This window comes from Allobosea sp. UNC402CLCol, from assembly GCF_000745475.1.
GTDB lineage: Bacteria > Pseudomonadota > Alphaproteobacteria > Rhizobiales > Beijerinckiaceae > Allobosea > Allobosea spartocytisi.
Genome location: NZ_JQJJ01000001.1, coordinates 23,611 through 47,573, shown reverse-complemented (window position 1 = coordinate 47,573; position 23,963 = coordinate 23,611). Strand labels below are relative to the sequence as shown.

Annotated in this window: 25 protein-coding genes; 17 read left to right on the top strand and 8 right to left on the bottom strand. The window is 67.6% G+C overall.

The annotated features are described in order from the left end of the window. Nucleotides 1-39: 39 nt before the first annotated feature. The 6 genes from eutC to GY40_RS00200 form a co-directional block, all read right to left on the bottom strand. Nucleotides 40-858, bottom strand: coding sequence for an ethanolamine ammonia-lyase subunit EutC (gene eutC / locus GY40_RS00225; protein WP_081925029.1), 819 nt, complete (start codon nucleotides 856-858; stop codon nucleotides 40-42). Then, a complete protein-coding gene (locus tag GY40_RS00220; protein ID WP_038357679.1) occupies nucleotides 855-2,243 on the bottom strand; it encodes an ethanolamine ammonia-lyase subunit EutB in 1,389 nt (462 codons plus the stop codon). The genes eutC and GY40_RS00220 overlap by 4 nt, the downstream gene beginning before the upstream one ends. Before the next feature lie 159 nt (nucleotides 2,244-2,402). Then, nucleotides 2,403-3,065: a PAQR family membrane homeostasis protein TrhA gene (locus GY40_RS00215; RefSeq protein WP_038357677.1), complete on the bottom strand. Its 663-nt coding sequence runs from the start codon at nucleotides 3,063-3,065 to the stop codon at nucleotides 2,403-2,405. Between the two features lie 88 nt (nucleotides 3,066-3,153). Next, on the bottom strand, nucleotides 3,154-3,831 hold the full coding sequence (locus GY40_RS00210) for a GntR family transcriptional regulator (RefSeq protein WP_248311052.1): 678 nt from the start codon (nucleotides 3,829-3,831) through the stop codon (nucleotides 3,154-3,156). Nucleotides 3,832-4,085: 254 nt separating this feature from the next. Next, nucleotides 4,086-4,895 (bottom strand): sugar phosphate isomerase/epimerase family protein, encoded by an 810-nt coding sequence (locus GY40_RS00205; RefSeq protein WP_051987368.1) that lies wholly within the window; start codon nucleotides 4,893-4,895, stop codon nucleotides 4,086-4,088. A gap of 7 nt (nucleotides 4,896-4,902) precedes the next feature. Continuing rightward, entirely contained in the window at nucleotides 4,903-5,643 is a 741-nt protein-coding gene (locus tag GY40_RS00200) for an SDR family NAD(P)-dependent oxidoreductase (RefSeq protein WP_038357675.1), read from the bottom strand. Nucleotides 5,644-5,796: 153 nt separating this feature from the next. On the opposite strand from GY40_RS00200, the gene GY40_RS00195 reads away from it, so the two are divergent. The 11 genes from GY40_RS00195 to GY40_RS00145 all read left to right on the top strand — a co-directional run bounded on the left by GY40_RS00195 (nucleotide 5,797) and on the right by GY40_RS00145 (nucleotide 16,246). Beyond that, complete coding sequence (locus tag GY40_RS00195) at nucleotides 5,797-6,492, top strand: hypothetical protein (RefSeq protein ID WP_051987367.1); 696 nt, start codon at nucleotides 5,797-5,799, stop codon at nucleotides 6,490-6,492. 153 nt (nucleotides 6,493-6,645) lie between these two features. Continuing rightward, complete coding sequence (locus GY40_RS00190; RefSeq protein WP_038357674.1) at nucleotides 6,646-7,476, top strand: transporter substrate-binding domain-containing protein; 831 nt, start codon at nucleotides 6,646-6,648, stop codon at nucleotides 7,474-7,476. A gap of 93 nt (nucleotides 7,477-7,569) precedes the next feature. Next, nucleotides 7,570-8,004: a type II 3-dehydroquinate dehydratase gene (aroQ, locus tag GY40_RS00185; RefSeq protein ID WP_038357673.1), complete on the top strand. Its 435-nt coding sequence runs from the start codon at nucleotides 7,570-7,572 to the stop codon at nucleotides 8,002-8,004. Continuing rightward, nucleotides 8,001-9,059: a Gfo/Idh/MocA family protein gene (locus tag GY40_RS00180; protein ID WP_038357671.1), complete on the top strand. Its 1,059-nt coding sequence runs from the start codon at nucleotides 8,001-8,003 to the stop codon at nucleotides 9,057-9,059. The genes aroQ and GY40_RS00180 overlap by 4 nt, the downstream gene beginning before the upstream one ends. Then, nucleotides 9,056-9,895 carry an aldo/keto reductase gene (locus GY40_RS00175; protein WP_051987366.1) on the top strand — a complete coding sequence of 280 codons (840 nt, stop codon included), beginning with the start codon at nucleotides 9,056-9,058 and terminating at the stop codon, nucleotides 9,893-9,895. The genes GY40_RS00180 and GY40_RS00175 overlap by 4 nt, the downstream gene beginning before the upstream one ends. Before the next feature lie 27 nt (nucleotides 9,896-9,922). Further along, complete coding sequence (locus tag GY40_RS00170) at nucleotides 9,923-10,585, top strand: amino acid ABC transporter permease (protein WP_038357669.1); 663 nt, start codon at nucleotides 9,923-9,925, stop codon at nucleotides 10,583-10,585. Nucleotides 10,586-10,596: 11 nt separating this feature from the next. Next, nucleotides 10,597-11,241: an amino acid ABC transporter permease gene (locus tag GY40_RS00165; protein ID WP_038357668.1), complete on the top strand. Its 645-nt coding sequence runs from the start codon at nucleotides 10,597-10,599 to the stop codon at nucleotides 11,239-11,241. A 65-nt stretch (nucleotides 11,242-11,306) separates the two neighbouring features. Next, on the top strand, nucleotides 11,307-12,038 hold the full coding sequence (locus tag GY40_RS00160; protein ID WP_038357780.1) for an amino acid ABC transporter ATP-binding protein: 732 nt from the start codon (nucleotides 11,307-11,309) through the stop codon (nucleotides 12,036-12,038). A gap of 139 nt (nucleotides 12,039-12,177) precedes the next feature. Beyond that, nucleotides 12,178-13,122: a hydroxymethylbilane synthase gene (hemC, locus tag GY40_RS00155; RefSeq protein WP_038357667.1), complete on the top strand. Its 945-nt coding sequence runs from the start codon at nucleotides 12,178-12,180 to the stop codon at nucleotides 13,120-13,122. Nucleotides 13,123-13,327: 205 nt separating this feature from the next. Next, the gene (locus tag GY40_RS00150) at nucleotides 13,328-14,878 is read left to right on the top strand and encodes an ABC transporter substrate-binding protein (protein WP_038357665.1); all 1,551 of its coding nucleotides are present in this window, start codon (nucleotides 13,328-13,330) and stop codon (nucleotides 14,876-14,878) included. Between the two features lie 24 nt (nucleotides 14,879-14,902). Continuing rightward, nucleotides 14,903-16,246 (top strand): MmgE/PrpD family protein, encoded by a 1,344-nt coding sequence (locus GY40_RS00145; protein ID WP_038357664.1) that lies wholly within the window; start codon nucleotides 14,903-14,905, stop codon nucleotides 16,244-16,246. On the opposite strand, the gene GY40_RS00140 is transcribed toward GY40_RS00145, so the two are convergent. Beyond that, nucleotides 16,233-17,150 carry a LysR substrate-binding domain-containing protein gene (locus GY40_RS00140; protein WP_038357662.1) on the bottom strand — a complete coding sequence of 306 codons (918 nt, stop codon included), beginning with the start codon at nucleotides 17,148-17,150 and terminating at the stop codon, nucleotides 16,233-16,235. The genes GY40_RS00145 and GY40_RS00140 overlap by 14 nt on opposite strands. A gap of 92 nt (nucleotides 17,151-17,242) precedes the next feature. Here GY40_RS00140 and GY40_RS00135 point away from each other — a divergent pair, with 92 nt between their 5' ends. The 6 genes from GY40_RS00135 to GY40_RS00110 are packed head-to-tail and all read left to right on the top strand — an operon-like array spanning nucleotide 17,243 to nucleotide 22,972. Beyond that, nucleotides 17,243-18,361: an NAD(P)/FAD-dependent oxidoreductase gene (locus GY40_RS00135; RefSeq protein ID WP_038357660.1), complete on the top strand. Its 1,119-nt coding sequence runs from the start codon at nucleotides 17,243-17,245 to the stop codon at nucleotides 18,359-18,361. Then, a complete protein-coding gene (locus GY40_RS00130) occupies nucleotides 18,342-18,638 on the top strand; it encodes a (2Fe-2S)-binding protein (protein WP_038357658.1) in 297 nt (98 codons plus the stop codon). Before GY40_RS00135 ends, GY40_RS00130 begins: the two co-directional genes overlap by 20 nt. After that, on the top strand, nucleotides 18,635-20,038 hold the full coding sequence (locus GY40_RS00125; RefSeq protein ID WP_038357656.1) for an FAD/NAD(P)-dependent oxidoreductase: 1,404 nt from the start codon (nucleotides 18,635-18,637) through the stop codon (nucleotides 20,036-20,038). The genes GY40_RS00130 and GY40_RS00125 overlap by 4 nt, the downstream gene beginning before the upstream one ends. Continuing rightward, on the top strand, nucleotides 20,035-21,165 hold the full coding sequence (locus GY40_RS00120; protein WP_038357654.1) for an NAD(P)/FAD-dependent oxidoreductase: 1,131 nt from the start codon (nucleotides 20,035-20,037) through the stop codon (nucleotides 21,163-21,165). Before GY40_RS00125 ends, GY40_RS00120 begins: the two co-directional genes overlap by 4 nt. Beyond that, nucleotides 21,162-22,106, top strand: a complete 945-nt coding sequence (locus GY40_RS00115) for an ABC transporter permease (RefSeq protein WP_038357652.1) — start codon at nucleotides 21,162-21,164, stop codon at nucleotides 22,104-22,106. The genes GY40_RS00120 and GY40_RS00115 overlap by 4 nt, the downstream gene beginning before the upstream one ends. Continuing rightward, nucleotides 22,103-22,972, top strand: coding sequence for an ABC transporter permease (locus GY40_RS00110; protein WP_038357651.1), 870 nt, complete (start codon nucleotides 22,103-22,105; stop codon nucleotides 22,970-22,972). Before GY40_RS00115 ends, GY40_RS00110 begins: the two co-directional genes overlap by 4 nt. Here GY40_RS00110 and GY40_RS00105 read toward each other — a convergent pair. Continuing rightward, nucleotides 22,964-23,872, bottom strand: coding sequence for a hydrogen peroxide-inducible genes activator (locus GY40_RS00105; RefSeq protein ID WP_038357650.1), 909 nt, complete (start codon nucleotides 23,870-23,872; stop codon nucleotides 22,964-22,966). The two genes, GY40_RS00110 and GY40_RS00105, sit on opposite strands and share 9 nt — an antisense overlap. Between the last annotated feature and the right edge of the window lie 91 nt (nucleotides 23,873-23,963).

Genomic DNA, 23,963 nt, shown 5'->3' with positions numbered 1-23,963 from the left:
AGGCGCTCCGGCCTTCCCGCACGCCTGCGAGACGCTGGATCATGCGCTCGTCGGTCGTACCGACAGCCGAACGATCTCCGGCTCCGGTTCCCGGTCGCTTTCATCCTTGAGGCGCGTGCCGGTGACGTTCAGCGCGAAGGCGCGCTTCATCAGCCAGGCGATCCTGTAGGCCGCCGCTTCGCTGTCGAGGCCGCCCGGACGGATATTGGACACGCAGTTCCGGCTGGCGTCGCTCAAGCCCCGCCGCGGCGACAAGGTGAGATAGGCGCCCAGGCTGTCCGGCGCGGAAAGGCCGGGACGCTCCCCGATCAGGACGAGGCTCATGCGTGCCGCCAGCCGCTCACCGACCTCGTCTCCAAGTGCGACACGGGCGCCTTCCGCCAGCACGACCGGCGCGACGCTCAGCCCCAGATGCGTACAATAAGCCAGAAGATGCGCGACGAGAGGCGGCGCGTTGCCGGCCACGGCACGTGAGGACAGGCCGTCCCCGATGACGATGACCAGATCGCAGCCATGCTCTGCCGCGCCGTCGAGCCGTGTCGCGCTGGCCTGATCCAGCCGCCGGCCGAGATCGGGACGCCGCAGATAGAGATCGCGCTGCGTCGCATCCGACCTGACCCGCAGGCAGGAGCTTCCGAGCGCCTTCACCTCGGCTTCGAGGGCGTCGATATCGAGGGCGATATGGACCGCGTCGCGCGCGGCCGCATGAGCCATCTGGAAGCGCAGAACCTCGCGTGTCGGCAAGCTCGCGCCGACGCGGCCGAGCGCGACCCGCGCCGGGGTCAGCTCGGCGAGCCGCGACCACAGGGCATCGGCCTTCTTTCCACGCTCCATCTCGCCACGGTCGCGCTCGCTCATGCCGCCAGACCGATCGAGCGGGAGAGCAGCGGCAGCGCCCCCGGCTCGGCACGCAGCCGGCCGGTCGCGTCGGTGATCCCGACCTGCTGCAGCCAGGCCTCGAACTCCGGGGCGCGGCCGAGCCCCAGCAGCTCCCGGACGTAAAGCTGGTCGTGGAAGGAGGTCGACTGGTAGTTCAACATCACGTCGTCGGCACCCGGCACGCCCATGACGAAGTTGATCCCCGACGTCGCCAGTAGGGTCAGGAGCGTGTCCATGTCGTCCTGATCGGCTTCGGCATGGTTGGTGTAGCAGATGTCGCAGCCCATCGGCAGGCCGAGCAGCTTGCCGCAGAAATGGTCCTCGAGCCCGGCCCGGATGATCTGCTTGCCGTCATAGAGATATTCCGGACCGATGAAGCCGACGACGGTATTGACCAGGAGCGGGGAGAAGGCGCGCGCCACCGCATAGGCCCGCGCTTCCAGCGTCTGCTGGTCGACGCCGTGATGCGCCCCGGCCGAGAGCGCCGAGCCCTGCCCCGTCTCGAAATACATGACGTTGTCGCCGAGCGTGCCGCGCTGCAGCGCGAGGGCGGCCTCGCGCCCTTCGGCCAAGACCGCCAGATCGACGCCGAAGGAGCGGTTGGCCGCTTCGGTTCCCGCGATCGACTGGAAGACGAGGTCGATCGGCAGGCCCTTCTCGATCAGGCCGATCGTCGTCGTCACATGGGTCAGGATGCAGGATTGGGTCGGAATCTCCAGCTTCCCGATGATCTCCTCGAAGAGCCGCGCCAGATCGGCCATGACCTCCACCGAATCCGAGGCCGGGTTGACGCCGATGACCGCGTCGCCGCAGCCATACATCAGCCCGTCGACGACGGAAGCCGCGATGCCGCGCCGGTCATCGGTCGGGTGGTTGGGCTGCAGGCGGACGGAAAGCCTCCGGGGCAAGCCGATCGTGTTGCGGAACCGCGTGACCACCCGGCACTTGCTCGCCGCCAGGATGAGATCCTGATTGCGCATCAGCTTGGAGACGGCGGCGGCCATCTCCGGCGTGATGCCTTTCGCCAGCGCCGCCAGCATCCGGGTATCGGCGCTCTCGGAGAGCAGGAAGTCGCGGAAATCGCCGACCGTCATATGCGCGACCGGCGCGAAGGCCTGGGCATCGTGACGATCCAGGATCAACCGCGTGACCTCGTCGCTCTCATAGGGAACGAAGGTCTCGGTGAGGAAAGCCTTGAGCGGCACCTCGGCGAGGCAGAGCTTCGCCGCCACGCATTCCTCCGCCGAACCGGCGGCGATCCCGGCGAGCATGTCGCCGGAGCGCAGGGGCGTGGCTTTCGCCATCACCTCCTTGAGATCGGCGAAGGCCCAGTTCTGATTTCCGACCGCCATGCGGTAGGCCATGGCCTCACCTCGCTTCAGAGACATCCGGACGCGGGCGGCCGAGCTGCGTTCTGGCCGGCCTCCATCCTACATGAAGAGACTTAGCACGAAGAATGCCAGCTTTCGGCGGTGAGCGACCAGCCGGACCGCCCGGTGCGAGACCTTGCCCGCGAGGCGCGCTCAGGCCACTGAGACGACCGCATAGGCCCGAAAGACGGCCCCATAGAAGCAGCCGGAGGCCACGAGCACGAAGCCGTGCCAGATCGCGTTCTGGAACGGCAGGCTTTCCCAGACGTGGAAGATGACGCCGATCGAGTAGAGCAGACCACCCGCGAGCATGAGCCAGAGGCTGGTCGCGGGCAATTCGGCGATGCTCTGCCACAGCAGGATGCCGCTCCAGCCGATGACGAGATAGAGCACGATCGAAAGCCGATCGAGCCGGCCGGGAAAGGCGAGCTTCAGCACGACGCCCAGGACCGACGCGGCCCAAACCACGGCGAGCAGGATCTGCGCCATGAGGCTCGAGCCGAGCTTCATCAGGAAGGGCGTATAGGTTCCCGCGATCAGCACATAGATCGCCGAATGGTCGAAGCGCCGGATCAGCCACTTCATCGGCGAGACCGGCCATAGATTGTAGATTGCCGAAACGATCAGCACGGCCAGCAGCGCGGTGCCGTAGATCGCGACGGGGACGAGATCAGTCAAGGGCGCCGCCGTGAGCACGCGCAGGATGAGCGCGGCCACCGCAACAAGGCCGAGCACGATCCCGAGCCCATGGACCACGCCATCGGCCCACAGCTCGGCGCGGCTGACATCGAAGCGCCCATGTCTCGGTTGCAGCAAATGATGCCCTTTCACGATCGCGCCATGCTGCGCGAATCCGGGGCAGAGCGCAAAGCGTCACTTTGACCTGTGTCGGCGCAGGCTTCGATCAGTCCAAAAGCGGAGCGAAATGCTCCAGCGACGGGCTTCGCGAGGCCCGGCTCGTCGCCACGCGCTCCTGCGACGGCTCGACGCTATAGCGTTTCGCCATCTTCAGGATGTGGTTCGAGAGCGCCTCGAGCGCCGCCGGCAGATCATCCTCTTCCAGCCTGGCGATGATCTCGAAATGCTCGGCGCTCGCTTCGCCACGGATCGAATCCGTGGAGCGGTGCGAGCGCAGCGCCGCGACCTTTCCCGAGACGAGCCGATAGGCATTGATCAGGTAGCTGTTGCCGCTGTTCTCGATCGACACGCCATGGAACGCCGTATCCCCGTGCGAGCTGCGCAGATGATCGCCGGCGAGGACGGCCTCCTGCATGCCCTGCGCGGCCGCCTTCAGCGCGGCGAGCGTCTCGTCACGCCGGCGCCGCATGGCCAGGCGAAGCGCCTCCGCCTCGATCATCAGCCGGAACTCGCAGAGATTCTCGATGTCCTCCTTTGTCGGCAGGAAGACGAAGCTGCCGCGCTGCGGCTTGATGTCGATCAGCCCCTGCTGCTCCAGCGCCGTCAAGGCTTCGTGCACCGGGCTGCGGCTGACGCCGAGCCTGGTCGCGAGCTTGTCCTCCGAGAGCGCGTCGCCGAGCTCCACCTCGCCGTCGACGATCGCCTGACGCAGGCGTTCGGTCACGCGCAAGGTCAGACCTCCCCGCTGTCTTGCACCCACCTCGCCACATCTCCTTCCTGGCCACCGGGGCCGGACGATGCCCGGCTTCTCCCCTCGGCGGCACGCCTCGGCGCGCGGTATCCGCCGCTAGAGCCGGATGATTTCAAATGGGATCACGAGGTGATCCCATTTGAAATCTGAATCCGTCTCTCACCTAAAAGTTGGAGCAGGATAGTCGCGAAAAACCGGTTCCCACTTTTTCGCATCCTGCTCCGAACCTAAAGCGAATCGAGGAAATTGCGCGTTCCGGCGATGCCCCGGCGCGCCTTTTCCACAAAGCTCAACGACGCGTCGCCGCGATGCGGCGTCTCGACGCTGATCGCGATGTCCGGCGGCAACTCCGCCATCAGTTCCCCCAGCCACAGGCCACCCTCGCCCGGAATCATGCGCGCGCCCCGCGCTTCCGCGATGCGCCCCGCATCGTCGGCAGGCTGGCTCGCGGGAGCGTCGCAGAGCTGGAGATAGAGCACCTTGTCCCGCAGCGCCGCGACCGCCGCCGGCCCGCCGCCGGAGCGCGACAGATGCAAGGCGTCGAGCAGGATGCCGACATTCCCGCGTCCTGACGCGGCGGCGAGCTGCGCCGCATCCTCGATGGTCGCCGCGGCGCGCCAGCGCATGAACTCGATCGCGATCGCGATGCCGTGCCCGCCGGCGACATCCGCGATCCGCCCGAGATTGTCGGAGGCCCGCGACAGATCGGGATCCTCCGAGGTGATCTGCATCAGTGGCATGCCGAATTCCGCCGCCGTCTCGATGACGGGCAGCCAGGACTCAATCGCTGTGTCCGCTCGGAGGGTGAAGACCTCGCCATCGAGAAAGCCGATCCCGAGATCGGCGGCCGTCGTCCGGATCTCGCGGATCAGCGCCTTGTCGCCGACGATGGGATGCGCAAGCTCGAGCCCGAGCGGCGCGATCAGCCTGAGGCCGGCCGCGTCGTAGCCGGCCACCGCGGCGCAGCGGACATGCTCGACCGGCGGGCAACCCTGGACGGTGAGATAAGCCAGCGACAGGCTGTGCTGCTTGTACATGCCGTCCTCAATAGGTCGCGCGGCCGCCCGAGACGTCGAAGACGGCGCCGGTCGAGAACGAGCACTCCTCCGACGCCAGCCAGCCCGCCAGCGCCGCCACCTCCTCCGCCTGTCCGAGCCGGCCGACCGGAATCTTGGAGACGACATAGGCCCTGAATTCGGGCGTGAGCTGCTGGAGCATCTCGGTCTCGATCGCCGCCGGCGTCACGCAGTTCACCCGGATCTGCGTGGTCGCGAGCTCCTTGCCGATCGACTTGGTCAGGCCGATCACGCCGGCCTTGGAGGCGGAATAGGCGACCGCGTTGGGGTTGCCCTCCTTGCCGGCGATCGACGCCATGTTGACGATGCGGCCATAGCCGGTCTTGAGCATCTCGCGCACCGCCGCCTGGCAGCAATGGAAGACGGCGTCGAGATTGAGCGACATGACGAAGCGCCAGCCCTCGCTGGGATACTCCGCGAAGGGGGCCAGCGGCCCGTTATGGCCGGCACAGGTGACGAGGATGCCGAGCGGGCCGAGTTCTCCGACGACGCGGGTCGTCGCATCCGCGACCGCCTTCTCGTCGGTCACGTCGACCGCATAACCCCTGGCGCCCGGCAGCTTCGCGGCCGCAGCGACGGCGCGGTCGCCGTCGATGTCCCAGATCGCGACCTTGTGGCCTTTCGCGGCCAGGCGCGCGGCGATCGGAAAGCCCAGCCCGCCTGCCCCTCCCGTCACGATCGCGACGCGCGGTGTCTCGCTTCCCTGCATTTCATCCTCCCGGGAGCCGGGCCCTTCTGACAACGGGCACTTGACTCATTCGACATACTAACATTCTAGTAGGTTAGTTGGAGAGGAAACGAGCTCCTTGTCAAGCGGCCGATTGCAGAGCCCGCAGGCAGGAGCGTCTGAGAGACGGGTACGATGGGACTGAAGGGATCAGCTTTCCTCGCGATCTGGCACGATATCGCCGAGGGCGGACATGAAGCCTATATCGAGTGGCACACGCGCGAGCACATGCCGGAACGGCTGTCGATTCCCGGCTTTCGCACGGGCAAGCGCCTGCATGCGCCGCAGGCAGACCGCCATGTCTTCGGGACGATCTATGCGGCCGATGATGTCGAGGTCTTCCGCTCCCCGGCCTATCTCGAACGGCTGAACAATCCCACGCGCTGGACGGCGGAGATCGCGCCGAGCTTCCAGAATTTCCTGCGCGTCGCCTGCGACAGGGTCGCGTCGGCCGGGACCGGCGACGGCGGCAGCATGGCGACGCTGCGCTTCGATTTCGCGGAGGCCGGCAGCGGCGCAGTCCTGCGACAGGCGGCGCAGGGCCTCGTCGAGGCCGTGCTCGCCCTGCCCGGCGTCGCCTGCGTCCATCTCGGGATCGCCCGCAGCGAGGTTTCCGGCGTCCGCACCCGCGAGACGGAGCTGCGCAGCGCGATGGCGGAGAGAGGCTTCGACGTCGTGCTGCTGCTGGAAGGCGCTTCCCGAGCGGGGATCGAGGCAGCACTGACCGCTGCACAGCAATTGGCGACGACGACGGGAACGCTCGTCGCGCCGCGTGTCGACGTCTACGAGACGGCCTTCAGCCTCACCAGCGAGGATATGCAGGCGCAATAACCGCGCACAGCCTCGCGCGGGATGAACGACCCCGAAAGCCGGATTCAGCTTCCAGGCTTTCGACGAGGGGCAAGAGATCGAAGCGGCAACGCTTCGAGGTCAGGCAGCCGGCCCAAGAAGCCGGCGACGTATCAGCACATCAGAGGAGGATTCATGTTGGGCATTTCTTCACTTCGCGCCGCCGCATTTGCCTTGGTGGCAGGGCTCGGCTTCGTCGGCGCCACCGCGCAGGCCGACGCCCAGTCGCTCGAAAAGATCAAGAAGGCGGGCGTCATCCGCATCGGCGTGATGGGCGAGCAGGCTCCCTGGGGCTCGATCGACGCGAGCGGCCAGAACATCGGCTACGACGTCGATGTGGGCCGGCTGATCGGCGAGGAGCTCGGCGTCAAGGTCGAGTTCGTGCCGAACGCCGTGGCCGCCCGCATCCCCAACCTGCTGACCAACAAGGTCGATCTGCAGATGGCCGTGATGGGCATGTATCCCGACCGCGCCAAGGCGGTGCAGTTCTCGAAGCCCTATTCGGGCCTGAAGATCATCCTGCTCTCCAGCAAGAAGAACAAGATCGAGACCATCGAGGATGCCCGTAACCTGCGCATCGGCGTGCCGCGCGGCGCCGCGCAGGACAAGTCGATCACGACGCTGCTCGGCGACGTCCCCAATATCCGCCGCTTCGACGACGACAGCTCGACGATGCAGGCCCTGGTCTCCGGCCAGGTCGATGCGATCGGCGGCAACACGACCTACAAGATCAATCTCGACAGGGCCTCGCCCGGCAACGACTACGAGCAGAAGCTGGTCTTCAACGAGCAGTGGCAGGGCATCTGCACCAAGCTCGGCGATGCCGAGATCAATGCCTGGCTCAACCAGTTCATCGACAAGGTCGCGGCCGATGGCCGGCTCGCGAAGATCAGCGAGAAATGGCTGGCCCAGCCCCTGCCGAGCTTCCCGGCCGCCGTCGAGGGCGTGCCCTTCACCGTGAAGTGACGGGCCGCACCGAGCGCCACCCGACCCTCTTGAGACGAGGCGCGACCGCATCCATGCGGCCGCGTCCGGCTGCCGATCTCGCCAGGAACCGCCATGCGAACGATCTTCATCCTGAACGGACCGAACCTCAATCTGCTCGGCCAGCGCGAGCCTGAGATCTACGGCCGCACCACCCTCGACGAGATCCGGGGCTGGTGCGAGACCGACGCGACCGAGCTCGGCCTCGCCATCGACTTCCGCCAGTCGAATTTCGAGGGCGAGATCATCGAGGCGGTCCATGCCGCGCGGAAGGATGCCGCCGGCATCATCATCAATCCGGCGGGATACACCTTCACCTCGATCGCCATACTCGACGCGCTCAAGATGTTCGATCGCCCGAAGATCGAACTGCACATCTCGAACATCCATCAGCGCGAGGCGATCTACCACAACTCGCTGGTCTCGAAGACGGCCACCGCCGTGATCGCCGGGCTCGGCGCCTATGGTTATCGGCTCGCCTTGCGCGCCATGGCAGAGCTGACCCGATGATCCGCATCGCCCTGCTTGGAGCGGGCCTCATCGGCCGCGAGCACGCGGACCTGATGGCGTCGCATCCCGACATCGCCATCGCCGCCATCTGCGACCCCTCCCCTGAGGCCGCGAAGCTGGCCGAGCGGCTGTCGGTGCCGTACCGGTCCGACTATGTCGCCATGCTCGACGAGTTGCGCCCCGACGGCGCGATCATCGCGCTGCCGAACCAGCTCCACGCCCCGGCAGCGCTGGCCTGCATCGAACGCGGCATCGCCTGCCTGATCGAGAAGCCCGTCGCGGAAAGCATCGCTTCCGCCGCCCGGATCGTCGAGGCGTCCGAACGCACCGGCGTGCCGGTGCTGGTCGGCCATCAACGCCGCCACAGCCCCGACATCCGCGCGGCGAAGCAGGCGATCACAGCCGGCGAGCTCGGCGACATCGTCGCCGTCAACGGCATGACGCTGTTCGACAAGCCGGCCAACTATTTCGACGTCGCCTGGAGGAAAAGCGCCGGCGGGGGCGTGCTGCTCATCAACCTGATCCACGACATCGACATCCTGCGCCACCTGGTCGGCGAGATCGACAGCATCCGCGCCTTCACCTCCCATGCGCGCGGCTTCGCGGTCGAGGATGGAGCGAGCCTCTCGATCCGCTTCGCCAATGGCGCGCTGGGCAGCTTCATCATCTCCGACAACGCCGTCAGCCCCTGGGCCTGGGAATACAGCTCCGGCCAGGCGCTCTACCATCCCACGCAGCCGGGGCCTTGCCTGTTCCTGGCCGGGCGCAAGGCTGCCCTGTCGGTCTCGGACATGTATCTGTGGCGTCACGAGCGCGACGACGAACACTGGCAGCACCCGCTGGCGCGACATTACCGCGGCGCTGCCGGCCTGCCGACCTATGTCGCCCAGCTTACCCATTTCGCCGCCGTCGTCAGGCGGGAGCAGCAGCCGTTGATCACCGCCCGGGACGGCATGGCCACGCTGGCCGCGACGCTCGCGGTCGATCTTGCCGCCCGCGAAGACCGCACGGTCACGCTGGCGGAGATGCTCGCACAAGGAGGAACAGCCCCATGACCGGCACGATCGCAGCCACGACCAAGACGATCCAGGGCGAGGTCATTCCGGCTCTGGGGTTCGGAACCTTCGAGATCACCGGCCCTGCCGGCGAGGCGGCGATCCGTACCGCGATCGATCTCGGCTACCGGCAGATCGATACGGCGATCCGCTATGGCAACGAGGCCGAGGTCGGGCGGGCGATCCGCGCCTCCGGCGTACCGCGCGGCGAGCTCTTCGTCACGACCAAGATCTGGTTCAACGACCTCGCACCGGAGACCGTCCATCGCCGCGTCGACGAAAGCCTCGACCGGCTCGGGCTCGACCAGGTCGACCTGCTGCTCGTCCACTGGCCGGCGAAGGATGTTCCGCTGGCTGAGACGCTGGCAGCCTTCGCCGAGGAGAAGCGGAAGGGACGCACGCGATTGATCGGCGTCAGCAACTTCCCAGTCGCGCTGCTCGACGAGGCGCTGGAGATCCACAAGGCCGAATTGTTCTGCAATCAGGTCGAGTATCACCCCTTCCTGTCGCAGGAGAAGCTGCTGGCCCGGATGCGGCGCGCCGGCATGCTGCTGAACGCCTACCAGCCGATCGCGCGCGGCAAGGTCTTCGACAACGACCTGCTCAATGCGCTCGGCCGCAAATACGGGAAGTCGGCGGGACAGGTGACGCTGCGCTGGCTGGTCCAGCAAGATGGCGTCGGCGCGATCCCGCGCTCGTCCAAGCCCGAGAACATGCGGGCCAATCTCGAGATCTTCGATTTCGAGCTGTCGCCGGAAGACATGGCTGCGATCCACGGGCTTGCCCGCGGCCAGCGCTATTCCAGCTTCGAGTGGGCGCCCGCCTGGGATGACTGAGACAAAGCGCACCGCAAGGGAAGAACGATGACTCTCGACTTCAGCGTCGTGGCCGACGCCTGGAAATCGCTGCTGTTCGGAGCGCTGGGAACCTTGTTCCTGGCCTTTTCCGGCATGGTCATCGCCATGGTCGTCGGTGTCACGGGCGTGGTCATCCTGCGGATGCAGATGCGGATCCCCTCGCTGCTGGTGACGCTCTTCGTCGAGATCATCCGCAACACGCCGTTCCTGGTGCAGATCTTCTTTCTGTTCTTCGCGCTGCCGCTCGCGGGCGTCCGCCTGAATCCGACGGTCACGGCCATCCTGGCGCTCGGCCTCAATGGCGGCGCCTATGCGATCGAGATCATCCGCGGCGGCGTCGAGAGCATCCCGAAGGGGCAGACGGAAGCCGGCCTGGCGCTCGGCCTGCACAAGCACGAGGTCTTCCGGCTGATCGTGCTCATCCCGGCGCTGCGCGCGATCTATCCCTCGCTCGCCAGCCAGTTCATCCTGCTGACGCTGACCACGGCGATCTGCACCTCGATCTCCGCCTATGAACTGACCTCGGTCGGCCAGCGCATCGAGGCGGAAACCTTCCGCAGCTTCGAGGTCTATTTCACGCTGACCTCGATCTATCTGGTGATCTCGCTGGTCACGATGTGGCTGCTCGCGGCGCTGGGCCGCTGGGCCTTCAGCTATCCGCAGCGCTGAGGAGGCAGGACATGGGCATCCAGGAACTGACCTATCTGCTGCAAGGCCTGCTCTGGACCTTGTTCCTCACCGTCATCGGCTTCGTCGGCGGCATCCTGTTCGGCATCGTCGTTGCGGTGCTCAGGGTCTCGCCTTCGCCCTGGCTGCGGATTCCGATGATCTGCTGGATCGGGGTGTTCCAGGGCACGCCGCTGCTGATGCAGCTCTTCGTCGCCTATTTCGGCCTGCCGCTGCTCGGCTTCAACTTCCCGGCCTGGGCCGCCGTCTCGGTCGCGCTGACGGCGCATGCCTCGGCCTTCCTCGGCGAGATCTGGCGCGGCGCGATCCAGGCCGTGCCATCAGGCCAGAGCGAGGCCGCCAATGCGCTCGGCCTGCCCGGCTGGAGCCGGATGGTCGACGTCGTCATGCCGCAGGCCTTCAAGCTCTCGCTGCCGGCGACCGTCGGCTTCCTCGTGCAATTGCTCAAGGGGACGTCGCTCGCCGCGATCGTCGGCTTCATCGAATTGACCCGGGCCGGCACCATCGTTTCCAACCAGATCTACAAGCCCTTGCTCGTCTTCGGCGTGGTGGGCGCGCTGTACTGCGCCATGTGCTGGCCACTGTCGCTCTGGGGCCGCAGGCTCGAGCAGCGAATGGCGGCCGGGGCGGCAAAATGAGGGAGATCGACGTGACCCGGACCCATGACAGCGCCAGCCGCGCCTTCCCAAAAGAGGCCGCTCCGATGATCGAGATGCGGCAGGTCGAGAAATTCTACGGCCCGTTCCATGCCCTCAAGGGCATCGACTTCTCCGTCACCAAGGGCGAGAAGATCGTGCTTTGCGGCCCCTCCGGCTCGGGCAAATCGACGCTGATCCGCTGCATCAACCATCTCGAACCGATCGCGAGCGGAGAGATCGTGGTGGCTGGCCACCGGCTGAGCGACAGCCAGGACGCCGTCGATGCCGTGCGCCGCGAGGTCGGCATGGTGTTCCAGCAATTCAACCTGTTTCCGCACAAGACGGTGCTGGAAAACTGCATCCTCGCGCCGATGCGGGTGCGCAAGCTCTCGCGCGCCGAGGCGGAAGAGACGGCCCGGAAGTACCTGGAGCGGGTGCGCATCGGCGACCAGGCGGCGAAATACCCGGCCCAGCTCTCCGGCGGCCAGCAGCAGCGCGTCGCGATCGCGCGCGCCTTGTGCATGGAGCCCAAGGCCATGCTGTTCGACGAGCCGACCTCGGCACTCGATCCGGAAATGGTCAAGGAAGTGCTGGACACGATGGTGTCCCTGGCGCGCGACGGCATGACCATGATCTGCGTCACCCATGAAATGGGCTTCGCACGCCAGGTGGCCGACCGCGTGATCTTCATGGCCGATGGCGAGATCGTCGAGGAGAACGCGCCGGACGCGTTCTTCTCGAACCCGCGGCACGAGCGCTCGCGTGCCTTTCTCGGGGAAATCCTCGCGCATCATTGAGCAGATCCGCCGGACATTGGCGGCCTGCCCGCATTCAGTCGCGGCTCGTTCCCGCATGGCGGCACTAGGCGCGCCGGGTGAGCGATGTTACAGCCCCGGTCACATTGGGCAGTCCGCTACCTGAATTCGGAAAGAACAAATGTTGCTTCGAGTCGGCACCCGCCGAAGCCCGCTGGCGATGGCTCAGACCAACTTCGTCATCGGCCTGATCAAGGCGGCATTCCCGGATATCGAATTCGAGATCCGATCGGCTTCGACCGTCGCCGATCGCGACAGGGTGTCGGAATTCCACCAGTTTCGCATGGTCGGCGTCTTCACGACCGAGCATGAGGAGCAGCTTCTTCGCAACGAGGTGGACTTCGTCGTCCATTCCCTGAAGGATCTGCCGACGACCCTGCGCGACGGGCTCGTGCTCGCCGCCGTGCCCAAGCGCGAAGATCCGCGCGACGCTCTCTGCGGCGCGACGCTGGAAAGCCTGCGTCCCGGCGCACGGGTCGGCACCGGCTCCTTGCGCCGGCGCGCGCAGATCCTGAGCCTGCGGCCGGACGTGACGGTCGTGCCGATCCGCGGGAATGTCGGCCCCCGGCTGGCCAAGATCGAGGGGGATGACGCCCTCGATGCCGTGATTCTCGCCGAGGCCGGCCTGAGGCGCCTCGGCCTCGCCGATGCGACGACCGAGGCGCTCGATCCCCATGCCTTCCCCTATGCCGTCGGCCAGGGCGCCCTCGGCATCGAGGCGCGTGCGCAGGACAGCGACATCCTCAAGGTGCTGCAGGCCATCCAGTGCCCGCAGACGCGCGCCGAAGTCGATGCCGAGCGCGCCATGATGCATACGCTGGGAGCAGGCTGCAGCCTGCCGGTCGGGGCCTGCGCGAACTGGAAGGACGGCCGGCTGACGCTGCAGGCTCAGGTCACCTCGCTCGATGGGCAGGAGCGCATCATCGCCACCGAGGAAGGGCCGGCGGAGACAGCGGCCGATCTCGGCGTGGCGACCGGCGAGACGCTGAAGACACAAGGCGGCACCAGGATCCTGGAAACCAGCTACCGGGAATTCAACAGCCACTTCAAGCTGTTCAAGTCCTGACGCCACCCGCAGACCCGTCCGGCCATCGGCATCGCAGCCTTTTCGAACGTCGCGATATCGCGCCATCCGCGTGATGCCGTCGATGGCGGCTGCCGCGAGCCCCTCTTCTATAACCAATCAGAATACGCCCCACCCGATTTCGACTTGGACAGCCTGGGATCGCAGCGCCCAGACTGGAGCCAAGAAACAAAGTCGAGGGGATTGCATGATCAGGAACTCTGTCGTCGGGCTCGCCGGCCTGGTGCTCGCCGCCTGCCTGCCGGTCGCAGGCATGGCCCAGGAGACCGTGCTGCGCGTCGCCGGGGACGGCAATGTCTCGACGCTCGATGCGCACCGCGCCAGCTCCACCAGCGACAAGACCGTGATCGGCTGGATGTATAACGGCCTCGTCCGCTTCAAGCCCGGGAGCGCCGATCCGAAGGATATCGAGCCGGATCTGGCCGAGCGCTGGGAGCAGTCGCCGGACGGCAAGGTCTGGACGTTCCATCTCCGCCAGGGGGTCAAGTTCCATGGCGACTGGGGCACGCTCTCGGCGGACGATGTCGTCTATTCGCTGCAGCGCTCGGCCGACCCCAAGCGCTCGACCTTCTCCTCGGATTTCGCGGCGATCGAAAAGATCGAGAAGCTCGACGACCTCACGGTTCGGGTCACGCTGAAATATACGGACGTCAATTTCCTCGGCCGCGTCACGAACTACCATGGCGGCAACATCGTCAGCCGCAAGGCGGCCGAGGAGCTGGGCGACAAATTCGGCACGAATCCCGTCGGCACCGGCCCCTTCACCTATGTCGAGCAGGTGACCCAGCAATACGTCAAGCTCGCCGCCAACCCGAACTATTTCCGCGGCAAGCCGAAGATCGACAGCATCGTGATCCGCGCCATCCCCTCCGACAGCGCCCGCGAGCTCGCCTTCACCTCAGGCGAGGTCGATCTGATCTATGCCAAGCGCGAGCAGCGCTGGGTCGATTCCGCCCGCAAGCGTGCGGGCTTCAATGTCGAGATCTTCCGGCCCGGCGAATACCGGCTGCTGCACCTCAACCAGAGCCAGCCGCCGCTGGACGACATCCGCGTGCGCCGCGCCATCGCCGCCGCGGTCAATGTCGACGATCTCGTGCGCTATGTCGGCAAGGATGTTGGCCCCAAGGGCTGCTCGATCGTGCCGCCCGGCTATCTCGGCGAGGACTGCTCGGTCCGCTACGACTTCAATCTCGCCAAGGCCAAGGAACTGCTCGCCGAGGCTGGCCACAAGGACGGCGTGACGATCAAGGCCATCGTCTCGAACATCTCGGCGCAGCAGCCGATCATGGAGATCATCCAGGCGCAGCTCGCCAAGGCCGGGATCAAGCTCGAGATGCAGGTCGTCGACCACGCCACCTATCAGAGCCAGACGCGCAAGGACCTGAGCGGCCTGGTCTTTTACGGGGCGGCGCGCTTCCCCATCGCCGACACCTATCTCAGCGAGTTCTTCCATTCGCGGGCGACGGTGGGCACGCCGACCGCCGCGACCAATTTCTCGCACTGCAAGGTCGCCGACAAGGAGATCGAGGAAGCACGCACCGCGCCGGATGCCGACACGCAGAAGGCCCTGTGGAAGGAGGCGCAGCGCAAGATCATGGAGGATGTCTGCGCCATCCCGCTGTTCGAGCTGCGGCAGGTCTGGGCGCGCAGCGACCGGCTCGATCTCGGCTACGAGCTCAAGGGCGCGATGAACCTCGCCCCGCCGATCACCGAAGCCACCACGCTGAAGCCGCGCTGAGGCGCCCGAGCCGGGAGCTCCGCCGTGGAGATCGTGCGACACCTCGCGGCCTCTATCGGCGCCGCCCGCCGCGAGCCCCTGACGGCGGAACTGCGGGAGGCGGCCTGCCGCAGCGTGCTCGATCTCGTGGCGGCCGCGGCCGCCGGCATCGCGGCGCCAGGCCCGCGCGCGGTTCGGCAGGTCGCGCGGGTGACCATGGCCGGCGGTGCCCTGTCCGTCTGGTTCACGGGGCAGAGCTCGGGCCTTGCCGGCGCGATCTGGTGCAATGCCTCGGCTTCCGCCGCACTCGATCTCGACGACGGGCACCGGATCGCGCGCGGCCATCCCGGAGCCGCGATCATCCCGGCCGCCTTCGCAGCGGCACAGGAGGCAGGGGCCACGACGGACGAGCTGCTGCAGGCGATCGTCGTCGGCTACGAGGTCGGCGTCGCGGTCGGCGCGGCCCGACGCTTCTATGCCAATACCGGGATGTGGTCAGGCTACGGCGTCGTCGCGGCCCTCGGCTTTCTGAGGCGCACGCCGGCGGAGCAACTGGCGCATGGTTTTGCCATCGCCGGCATCAGCGCGCCCAACCAGCTCTATGCCGGGGCGGGGCCCGCCTTCCGCGCGCAGGAAGGCAGCGACGTCAAGGAAGGCATTCCCTGGTCGAGCGTGACGGCCGCGAACGCGCTGCTGCTGGCCGAGGCGGGACATACCGGCCCTCTGGCGCTCCTCGATAATGACGAGCATTTTTTGCTCGAAGGGCTGGCGGAGGGTCTCGGCCGACAGCATTACATTGCGCGCAACTACATGAAGTTCCATGCCTGCTGCCGGCATGTCCATGCGCCGGCCGAGGCGCTTGTGAGCCTCATCGCCGAAAACCGCATCGAGCCGCACCGCATCGACGCCATCGAGGTCGCGACCTATAGCGGCGCCCTGCGCCTGGCGAACCGGCCACGGCCACAGAGCTTCACCGATATCCAGTTCTCGATCCCCTATTGCCTCGCCCTGCTCGCGATCGACGGGCCGGAGGCGCTGCTGCCGCTGACGGAAACGGCCGTCGACCGGCCCGAGATCGTCGCCCTCGCGGAAAAGGTCTCGCTGAGTCTCGACCCCGCGCTCGACGCCCGCTTTCCGGCGCAGACCCTGTCCCGCGTCACCATCCACATCGAGGGACGCTCCTTCGCCTCGCCCGTCACGGCGCCGCGCGGCGAAGCCTCGGATCCGCCGTCCTGGGCCGATCTCGAGGCCAAGCTGGAACGGGCCTGCCGGCTCGTCGCCACATCGGCGCAACGGCAGTCCTTGCTTGCCGCGCTTCGCCGCCTGCGCGACGGCGATCACGCTCCGCTGCTGCAAGCCTTCGCGACCCTGAGGCTCAGCCCGGCGTAAGGATCCTCTGCGAAATCTCGGCCGCCACCTCGCGTGCGCCCCGCAGAAAGGCATCGACCAGCCGGGCGTTGCGGCTGTCGCGGATGCGGCAGAGCTGGAAATGGAGCTGAACGCCCGGCTCGAAGCGCCGGATGGCAAGCTTGTCGCGCAATCCGCCGACGATCAGCGGATGCACCAGCGAGACGCCCGTTCCCGCGGCGACGAATTCGCAGAGCGTGGGCGAGACGTTCGCCACCATGACGATGTTCGGCACGACGCCATGGGCATCCAGGACCCGGCCGATGCTCCGGCTGGTATGGCTTTCGGGATCGAAGGAAACGAAGGGAACGCCTTCGAGGTCGCGGGGCGTGATCACCTCCCGCGCCGCGAGCGGATGGTCGAGCGGCAGGATGCAGACGACCGGATGCGCCATGAGCGGCTCCGCCACGATATAGGGATTGTCGATCGGCGCGACGATCAGCCCGACATCGAGCTTGCGGGTGACGAGCCCGTCCGCGATCCATTGCGAGCTGCGCGACTGCACCGAACAGAACACCCCGGGCTGCGCCTTCAGGAAGCGCGAGGTCGCTTCCTGGATGAAGGAGCCCGACAGCGCCGGCATGACGCCGATCAGGAGCCGGCTCTGCTCGTCGCGGCGGATGGCCTCCACCGCATTCTCGACCTGGCGCACGCCCGCGAAGATGCGGTCGATCTCCTCATAGAGCCGCATGCCGCGCCGCGACGGCGCCAGCCGCCCCTTCACCCTGTCGAAGAGCTGCAAGCCCGTATCGGCCTCGAGATGGGCGATCAGCTTGCTCATCGCGGGCTGCGAGATGTTCATCATCTCGGCGGCGCGGCTCACCGTGCCGTATTCGATGACCGCCTTGAAGGCTTCGACCTGACGCAGGTTGAGCCGCCGAACCATCGCATAACCCTGAAGAATAGGAACCAGCAAAAAACGACTTTGACGAAATACAAGATGGCTCCCTAACGTCTCAGCCGGCAAGGGAAATTCACATGCGGCCTGACATCGTCGTCATCGGAGGGGGAACGGTCGGGGCAGCCATCGCCTACGGCCTGGCGAAGCGACGCCAGAACGTGCTGCTGCTCGACGGCGACGATGGCGACTTCCGCGCGGCCCGCGCCAATTTCGGCCTGGTCTGGCTGCAGGGCAAGGGGCTCGGCATGCCGGCCTATCAGGCCCTGACGCGCCGGAGCATCGCGCTATGGCGCGGCTTTTCCGATGCGCTCGAAGCCGAGACGGGAAGCGATCTCGCTTACGAGCAGAATGGCGGCCTCGCCTTCTGCCTCGGGGAGGAGGCCTTCGAGAAGCGCCGCCTCGACCTGATGCGCCTGCACAACCAGCGCGGCGACGGCGAGCCGGACTGGGAGATGCTCGACCGGCCGGCGCTGGAGCGCCTGCTGCCCAAGGCCGGGCTCGGTCCCGACGTGACGGGCGCGAGCTTCGGCCGGCATGACGGCTACGCCAATCCGCTGCGGCTTCTGGCGGCGCTGCATGGCGGGCTGGTCCGCCTCGGCGGCAGCATCCGCCATCGCGCCCGCGTCGAGCGGATCGAGCGGGCCGGTGCGGATTTCCGTCTCGTGCTCGACGGCGAGACATTGACGGCGCCGCGCATCGTCATCGCCGCCGGGCTCGGCTCGGTGGCTCTCGGCCGGCAGGTCGGGCTCGACGTGCCGGTGCATCCGGAACGGGGCCAGGTGCTCGTCACCGAGCGGCTCGCCCCCTTCCTGCCCCTGCCCGCCAGCGGCCTGCGCCAGACCGCGGAAGGCACGGTGATGATCGGTGCGACCAAGGACGAGGTCGGCTTCGATGCCTCGACCACCACCGAAGCCGCCGCCTCGCTGAGCCGCAAGACGGTCCGGACCATTCCCGCGCTCGCGCATGCCGGGCTCGTCCGGCAATGGGCGGGCCTGCGGATCATGACGCCCGACGGCTACCCGATCTACGCGCAATCGGAGAGCCATCCCGGCGCCTTCGTCGCGCTCTGTCATTCCGGCGTGACGCTCGCGGCCTTCCATGCCGATCCCCTCGCCGAGGCGATCACGGCCGGCTCGCTCTCCGAAACCTTTTCTCCCTTCCACCAGAGACGCTTCGATGTTCCGCAAGCTGCATGATCCAGGGCCGGCTACCGTCACGGTCCATATCGACGGACGCCCGGTCCGGGCCGAAGCCGGAGAGAGCGTCGCCGCCGTGCTGCTGCGCCAGCCCGAAGGCTGGAACCGGACCACGCCGGTCTCGGAAAGCCGCCGCGCGCCCTATTGCATGATGGGCGTCTGCTTCGAATGCCTCGTCGAGGTCGATGGCCAGGGCTCCGTGCAGAGCTGCCTGACGCCAGTGCGGGACGGCATGTCCGTGACCCGCCAGCAGGGACGCCGGAGCCTCTCCGCATGAGCGATCATCATACCGATCTCCTGATCGTCGGCGCGGGGCCGGCCGGCATGGCCGCTGCTGTGACAGCCCGCCGCCATGGCTTGTCCGTGCGGGTGGTCGACGATCAGTCGGCGCCCGGCGGCCAGATCTGGCGCGCCATCGAGACCGTCGCTGCGACGCCGCGCCTGGCGCGGCTGGGAGAAGCCTATCGCGCCGGCGTCGACCGCGCCGCCGCCTTCCGCGCCTGCGGCGCCCTCTACGAGCCTCAGAGTCAGCTCTGGCAGATCGAGCCGGGGTTTCGCGCCTTCCTGACCCGCGACGGCCGGGCCCGCAGCGTGACCGCCGAGGCGATCATCCTCGCCACCGGTGCGCAGGAGCGCCCGGTGCCCTTCCCGGGCTGGACGCTGCCGGGCGTGCTGACGGTCGGCGCGGCGCAGATCCTGCTGAAGACCGCCGATTCCGTCCCGGACAAGCCGGTCTGGATCGCCGGCTGCGGGCCGCTGCCATTGCTCTACATGACGCAGCTTCTGGCGGCCGGCGGGCGGATCGCCGGTTTCCTCGACACCACGCCGCGCGGACGGGTCGGCGCGGCGCTGCGCCATCTGCCGCAGGGGCTCGGACGCTTCGGCGACCTCGTCAAGGGCCTGTCCTGGTCGCTGGCGCTGAAACGGGCCGGCTTCCCGATCATCCGCCATGTCGCGGAGCTGCGTGCCGAAGGCGACGGGCGTCTCGAAAGCCTGCATTACCGCACGCAGGACGGCCGGGAAGGCGATGTCGCCGCCGAGGTGCTGCTCGTCCATGAGGGCGTTGTGCCGAACATCCATGCCCCGCTCGCGCTGGGCTGCGCGGTCAAGTGGGATGCCGGCCAGCATTGCCAGGTCCCCGCGCTCGACAGATGGGGCGAGACCTCGCAGGCGAACGTCTTCGTCGCCGGCGACGGCGCCGGCATCGGCGGGGCCGAGGCGGCCGAGCCGCGTGGGCGGCTCGCGGCGCTGCGTGTCGCCACCAAGCTCGGAAAGCTGCGGGACGATGCGGCCGAGGCCGCCGCGCGTCCGGAGCGAGCCACGCTGTCACGCGCGCTCGCGCTTCGGCCTTTCCTCGATGCTCTCTACGCGCCGCGGCCGCAGGTCTTCGCGCCCGCCGACGAGACGCTGGTGTGCCGCTGCGAGGAGGTCACGGCCGGCGAATTGCGCACCCGCGCTGCGCAGGGGCGGCCTGGGCCGAACCAGCTCAAGGCCTTCACCCGCGCCGGCATGGGCCCCTGTCAGGGGCGGCAATGCGGCTACACCATGGCCCATATCGTCGCGGCGGTTCAGAACCGGCCTGTCGAGGAGGTCGGCTTCTACCGCATCCGGCCGCCCTTGAAGCCCGTGACGCTCGGCGAACTCGCCAGCCTCGACGAGCAGGAGCCGGCGGCATGAGCATCGAGGCCTTCGATGTCGCGGTGGTGGGGGGCGGGCTGCACGGCCTGTCCGCCGCGCTGCATCTGGCCCGCGCCGGCCGCCGCGTCGTGGTGATCGAGCGGCGCTGGACGGGCCGGCACGCCTCGGGCGCCACGGCTGCCGGGGTGCGCACCCTCAACCGCGACATCGCGGAGGTGCCGATCTCGCTCGAGGCCATGGCGATGTGGCATCGCATCGCGGAGATCGTCGGCGACGATTGCGGCTTTCACGCCCGTGGCCAGGTCAATGTCGCGGAACGCGACGAGCATATGCCGGCCCTGCTCCAGCGCGAGGCGAAGATGCGCGCGCTCGGGCACAGTCATGAGGAGCTGGTCGATGCGAAGGAACTGCGCCGCCTCGTGCCGGCGCTGAGCCCGCATTGCGTCGGCGCGCTGGTCGCGCGACGCGACGGCGCGGCCGATCCGCACCGGACCATCCTCGCCTTCCGCCGTGCCTGCGAGGCCGAGGGCGTCGTCATCGCCGAGGGCTGCGGCGTCGAGGCGGTCGACCGGCAGGGCCCGGACTGGCTGCTCGCCTGCGGCGATCGCCGCTTCCGCGCGCCGGTCGTGGTCAATGCCGCCGGCGCCTGGGCGGCTCGGCTGGCGGCCTTGTTCGGCGACGACATCGCGCTCGGCGTGCGCGCCTCGATGATGATCGTGACCGAGCGCCTCGCGCCGCTGCTCGACCCCGTGGTCAGCGTGGTCGGCCGGGCGCTCTCCTTCAAGCAGTCGGACCAGGGCACGCTGGTGATCGGCGGCGGTCTGCAAGGCGCGGCCGATCTCGACCGGGAAAGCAGCACGGTGAACTTCAGCGAGCTGGCCAAGGGCGCGCGCGCGTCGAGCGACCTCTTCCCGGCCGTGCACGGGGTCCGCATCGCCCGTTGCTGGACCGGAATCGAGGCGCAGACGCGCGACCGCCTGCCGGTGATCGGCGCCTCGCCGAATGCGCCCGGCCTCTTCCATGCCTTCGGCTTCTCCGGGCACGGCTTCCAGCTCGTCCCGGTCGTCGGCTCGATCCTGGCCGAGCTCGTCGTCGAAGGCCACACCCGGCGCGAGATCGCGGCCTTCGCGCCGCAACGCCTGATGCAGGAAAGGGCCGCGGCATGACGAGCTTCGTTGTCAGGCGCCTCCTGCTCGCCATTCCCACGCTGTTCGTGATGCTGACGGCGATCTTCGTGCTGGTCAGGCTCGTGCCGGGCGATGCCGCTTCCGTCATCCTCGGCGATCAGGCGAGCGCCGCCTCGCTCGCGGCGCTGCGGGAGAAGCTCGGCCTCGACCAGCCGGTCCATGTCCAGTACCTCGCCTTCATCGGCAAGGTGCTCACCGGCGATCTCGGCCAGTCCCTGAGCAGCGGCCGCAGCGTCATCCAGGAGGTGCTGCTCGTCCTGCCCTCGACCATCGAACTGACGGTCGCCGCCGTCGCCATCGGCCTCGTCTTCGGCCTGCCGCTCGGCGTCGCCGCCGCGCTCAGCCGCAATGGCTGGATCGACTATGTCGCGCGCGTCGTCTCGCTGGTCGGGCTCTCCTTCCCAGCCTTCGTCTCCGGCATCCTGATGCTGATCGTCTTCGCCATCCAGCTCGGCTGGTTCCCGGTGCTGGGCAATACCAGCGGCTCGGGCGACCTGACGGAGCGCCTGCGTGCGCTGGCGCTGCCGGCGCTCAATCTCGGCATCATCATGACGGCCTATGTGATGCGGGTGACGCGTGCGGCGATGCTCGGCGTCCTCACCGAGGACTATATCCGCACCGCCCGCGCCAAGGGGGTGAGCCCGACCCGGCTCGTCGTCACCCATGCGCTGCGCAACAGCCTGATCCCGATCATCACGGTGGTCGGGCTCTATTTCGGCACGCTGATCGGCAATTCGGTGCTGACCGAGATCATCTTCAACCGGCCGGGCCTGGGCAAGCTGATCATCGGCGCGCTCAACGCCCGCGACTACACGCTGCTGCAGGGGCTGATGATCATCTTCGCCATCTGCGTGATCATCGTGAACACCGTGACGGACATGGCCTATGGCCTCGTCGATCCAAGGGTGAAATACACATGAGCGCCGTCGCCTCCACGACCGTCGAATTGCGGCCGGGCGGCCTCTGGCTCGCCTTCAGCCAGAACAAGCTCGCCTGGATCGGCCTCGTCCTGCTCGGCCTGATCGTCTTCGTCGCGGTGTTCGCGCCCTGGCTCGCGCCGCACGATCCGCTCGAGCAGAACATCGTCGCCCGGCTCGAACCACCTTCGGCCGAGTTCTGGCTCGGCACCGATTCCTATGGCCGCGACGTGCTCTCGCGCCTGATCTACGGGGCGCGCATCTCTCTCTTCGTCGGCTTCGTCGCGATCCTCATCGCCATGCTGATCGGCACGGCGATCGGCGTCATCGCCGGCTATATCGGCGGCCTCTTCGACCAGCTCGTCATGGGCGTGCTCGACGTGCTGCTGGCGTTCCCGACCCTGCTGCTCGGCCTGATGATCGCCGCGATGCTGGGGGCGAGCCTGGAAAACCTGATCATCGCCATCGCCGTCACCGAGATCGCGCCCTTCGCCCGCGTGGCCCGCGCCCCGACGATCACGCTGCGCCAGCGCGACTTCGTCGAGGCGAGCCGCTCCTATGGCTGCGGGCCGTTCCGGATCATGACCCGGCACATCCTGCCCAACATGCTGTCGGATGTGGTGGTGATGAGCTCGCTCTGGCTGGCATCGGCGATCCGCACGGAAGCCTCGCTGAGCTTCATCGGGCTCGGCGTGCCGCCACCGGCCGCGACCTGGGGCGGCATGATCCGCGAAGGCTTCGAGAACATCCTGGACGCCTGGTGGCTCGCGGTCTTTCCGAGCCTCGCGATCCTGGCAACGGTGCTCGCGCTCAACCTGCTCGGCGATGCCCTGCGCGACGCCTCGGACCCGCGCTCCCGCTCACGGTGAGGGCAACGGTCTCGCCGACTGGCGAACCACCTCCGATATCTCGCGGAGCTGGGGGGCCAGCGGGCTCGTCCTGCGCCAGACCATGCCGATCGTGCGGGAGGGCTGCGGCGCCTCGAAGCGGACGATGGAGACGGAAGCCGAGCGCGTCTCGACCGCCACGGCCATTTCCGGGATCAGGGTGACGCCCAGCCCGGCATCGACCATCTGGACCAGCGTCGACAGCGAACTCGCATCCAAAAGGTCACGCGGCTGCGCGGCACGCGGTCTGGTATTGCAGAAAGAGAGGGCCTGATCACGGAAGCAATGCCCCTCCTCGAGCAGCAGCAGCCTCATCTCGCGCAGCGCCTCGCGGCTCGGGGCCGGCTTCCCGTCATCCGCGCGCGGGCGGAGAAGGACGAAGCTCTCGGTGAAAAGCGCGACCTCGGTCAGGGACGGCTCCGATACCGGCAAGGCGACGATCGCCATGTCGAGGCGCCCCTCGTTCAATTCCTCGACCAGCTTCGGCGTCAGCGTCTCGCGCACATGGAGGTCGAGGCCGCCATGCAGACGGGTGAGATCGCCGATGAGGTTCGGCAGCAGATAGGGCGCGACCGTCGGGATCACGCCGATGCGCAACCGCGCGACCTGCCCGCCGCGGGAGGCGCGGGCATAGCCTTCCAGCTCGTCGAACGAGCGCAGGATCTCCCTCGCCCGCTCCGCGATTCCCTCGCCGAAACGCGTCAGGCGAACCTGGCGCCCGCCTCTCTCGAAGAGATCGGAGCCGAGCTCGCCCTCGAGAACCTTGATCTGCATCGACAGGGCCGGCTGCGAGATCGAGCACGCCTCGGCCGCGCGTCCGAAATGACCGTGCCGCGCCAGCGCCTCGAAATAGCGAAGCTGCTTGAGTGTCAGGTTCGTCATAATTTCAACTTATCGATGCAATCAGAAAATCGGAATTAAAATAATGAAACCGCTTTGCTAAGAGGCTAGCAGCGAAGAGGGGTGCAGCAGA

Bases quoted from the DNA above. Each gene is read 5' to 3' on its own strand.
- eutC (WP_081925029.1), bottom strand. From the start codon at position 858: ATGAGCGAGCGCGACCGTGGCGAGATGGAGCGTGGAAAGAAGGCCGAT.
- GY40_RS00220 (WP_038357679.1), bottom strand. From the start codon at position 2,243: ATGGCCTACCGCATGGCGGTCGGAAATCAGAACTGGGCCTTCGCCGAT.
- GY40_RS00205 (WP_051987368.1), bottom strand. From the start codon at position 4,895: ATGTACAAGCAGCACAGCCTGTCGCTGGCTTATCTCACCGTCCAGGGT.
- GY40_RS00200 (WP_038357675.1), bottom strand. From the start codon at position 5,643: ATGCAGGGAAGCGAGACACCGCGCGTCGCGATCGTGACGGGAGGGGCA.
- GY40_RS00195 (WP_051987367.1), top strand. From the start codon at position 5,797: ATGGGACTGAAGGGATCAGCTTTCCTCGCGATCTGGCACGATATCGCC.
- GY40_RS00190 (WP_038357674.1), top strand. From the start codon at position 6,646: ATGTTGGGCATTTCTTCACTTCGCGCCGCCGCATTTGCCTTGGTGGCA.
- aroQ (WP_038357673.1), top strand. From the start codon at position 7,570: ATGCGAACGATCTTCATCCTGAACGGACCGAACCTCAATCTGCTCGGC.
- GY40_RS00180 (WP_038357671.1), top strand. From the start codon at position 8,001: ATGATCCGCATCGCCCTGCTTGGAGCGGGCCTCATCGGCCGCGAGCAC.
- GY40_RS00175 (WP_051987366.1), top strand. From the start codon at position 9,056: ATGACCGGCACGATCGCAGCCACGACCAAGACGATCCAGGGCGAGGTC.
- GY40_RS00170 (WP_038357669.1), top strand. From the start codon at position 9,923: ATGACTCTCGACTTCAGCGTCGTGGCCGACGCCTGGAAATCGCTGCTG.
- GY40_RS00165 (WP_038357668.1), top strand. From the start codon at position 10,597: ATGGGCATCCAGGAACTGACCTATCTGCTGCAAGGCCTGCTCTGGACC.
- GY40_RS00160 (WP_038357780.1), top strand. From the start codon at position 11,307: ATGATCGAGATGCGGCAGGTCGAGAAATTCTACGGCCCGTTCCATGCC.
- hemC (WP_038357667.1), top strand. From the start codon at position 12,178: ATGTTGCTTCGAGTCGGCACCCGCCGAAGCCCGCTGGCGATGGCTCAG.
- GY40_RS00150 (WP_038357665.1), top strand. From the start codon at position 13,328: ATGATCAGGAACTCTGTCGTCGGGCTCGCCGGCCTGGTGCTCGCCGCC.
- GY40_RS00140 (WP_038357662.1), bottom strand. From the start codon at position 17,150: ATGGTTCGGCGGCTCAACCTGCGTCAGGTCGAAGCCTTCAAGGCGGTC.
- GY40_RS00135 (WP_038357660.1), top strand. From the start codon at position 17,243: ATGCGGCCTGACATCGTCGTCATCGGAGGGGGAACGGTCGGGGCAGCC.
- GY40_RS00130 (WP_038357658.1), top strand. From the start codon at position 18,342: ATGTTCCGCAAGCTGCATGATCCAGGGCCGGCTACCGTCACGGTCCAT.
- GY40_RS00125 (WP_038357656.1), top strand. From the start codon at position 18,635: ATGAGCGATCATCATACCGATCTCCTGATCGTCGGCGCGGGGCCGGCC.
- GY40_RS00120 (WP_038357654.1), top strand. From the start codon at position 20,035: ATGAGCATCGAGGCCTTCGATGTCGCGGTGGTGGGGGGCGGGCTGCAC.
- GY40_RS00115 (WP_038357652.1), top strand. From the start codon at position 21,162: ATGACGAGCTTCGTTGTCAGGCGCCTCCTGCTCGCCATTCCCACGCTG.
- GY40_RS00110 (WP_038357651.1), top strand. From the start codon at position 22,103: ATGAGCGCCGTCGCCTCCACGACCGTCGAATTGCGGCCGGGCGGCCTC.
- GY40_RS00105 (WP_038357650.1), bottom strand. From the start codon at position 23,872: ATGACGAACCTGACACTCAAGCAGCTTCGCTATTTCGAGGCGCTGGCG.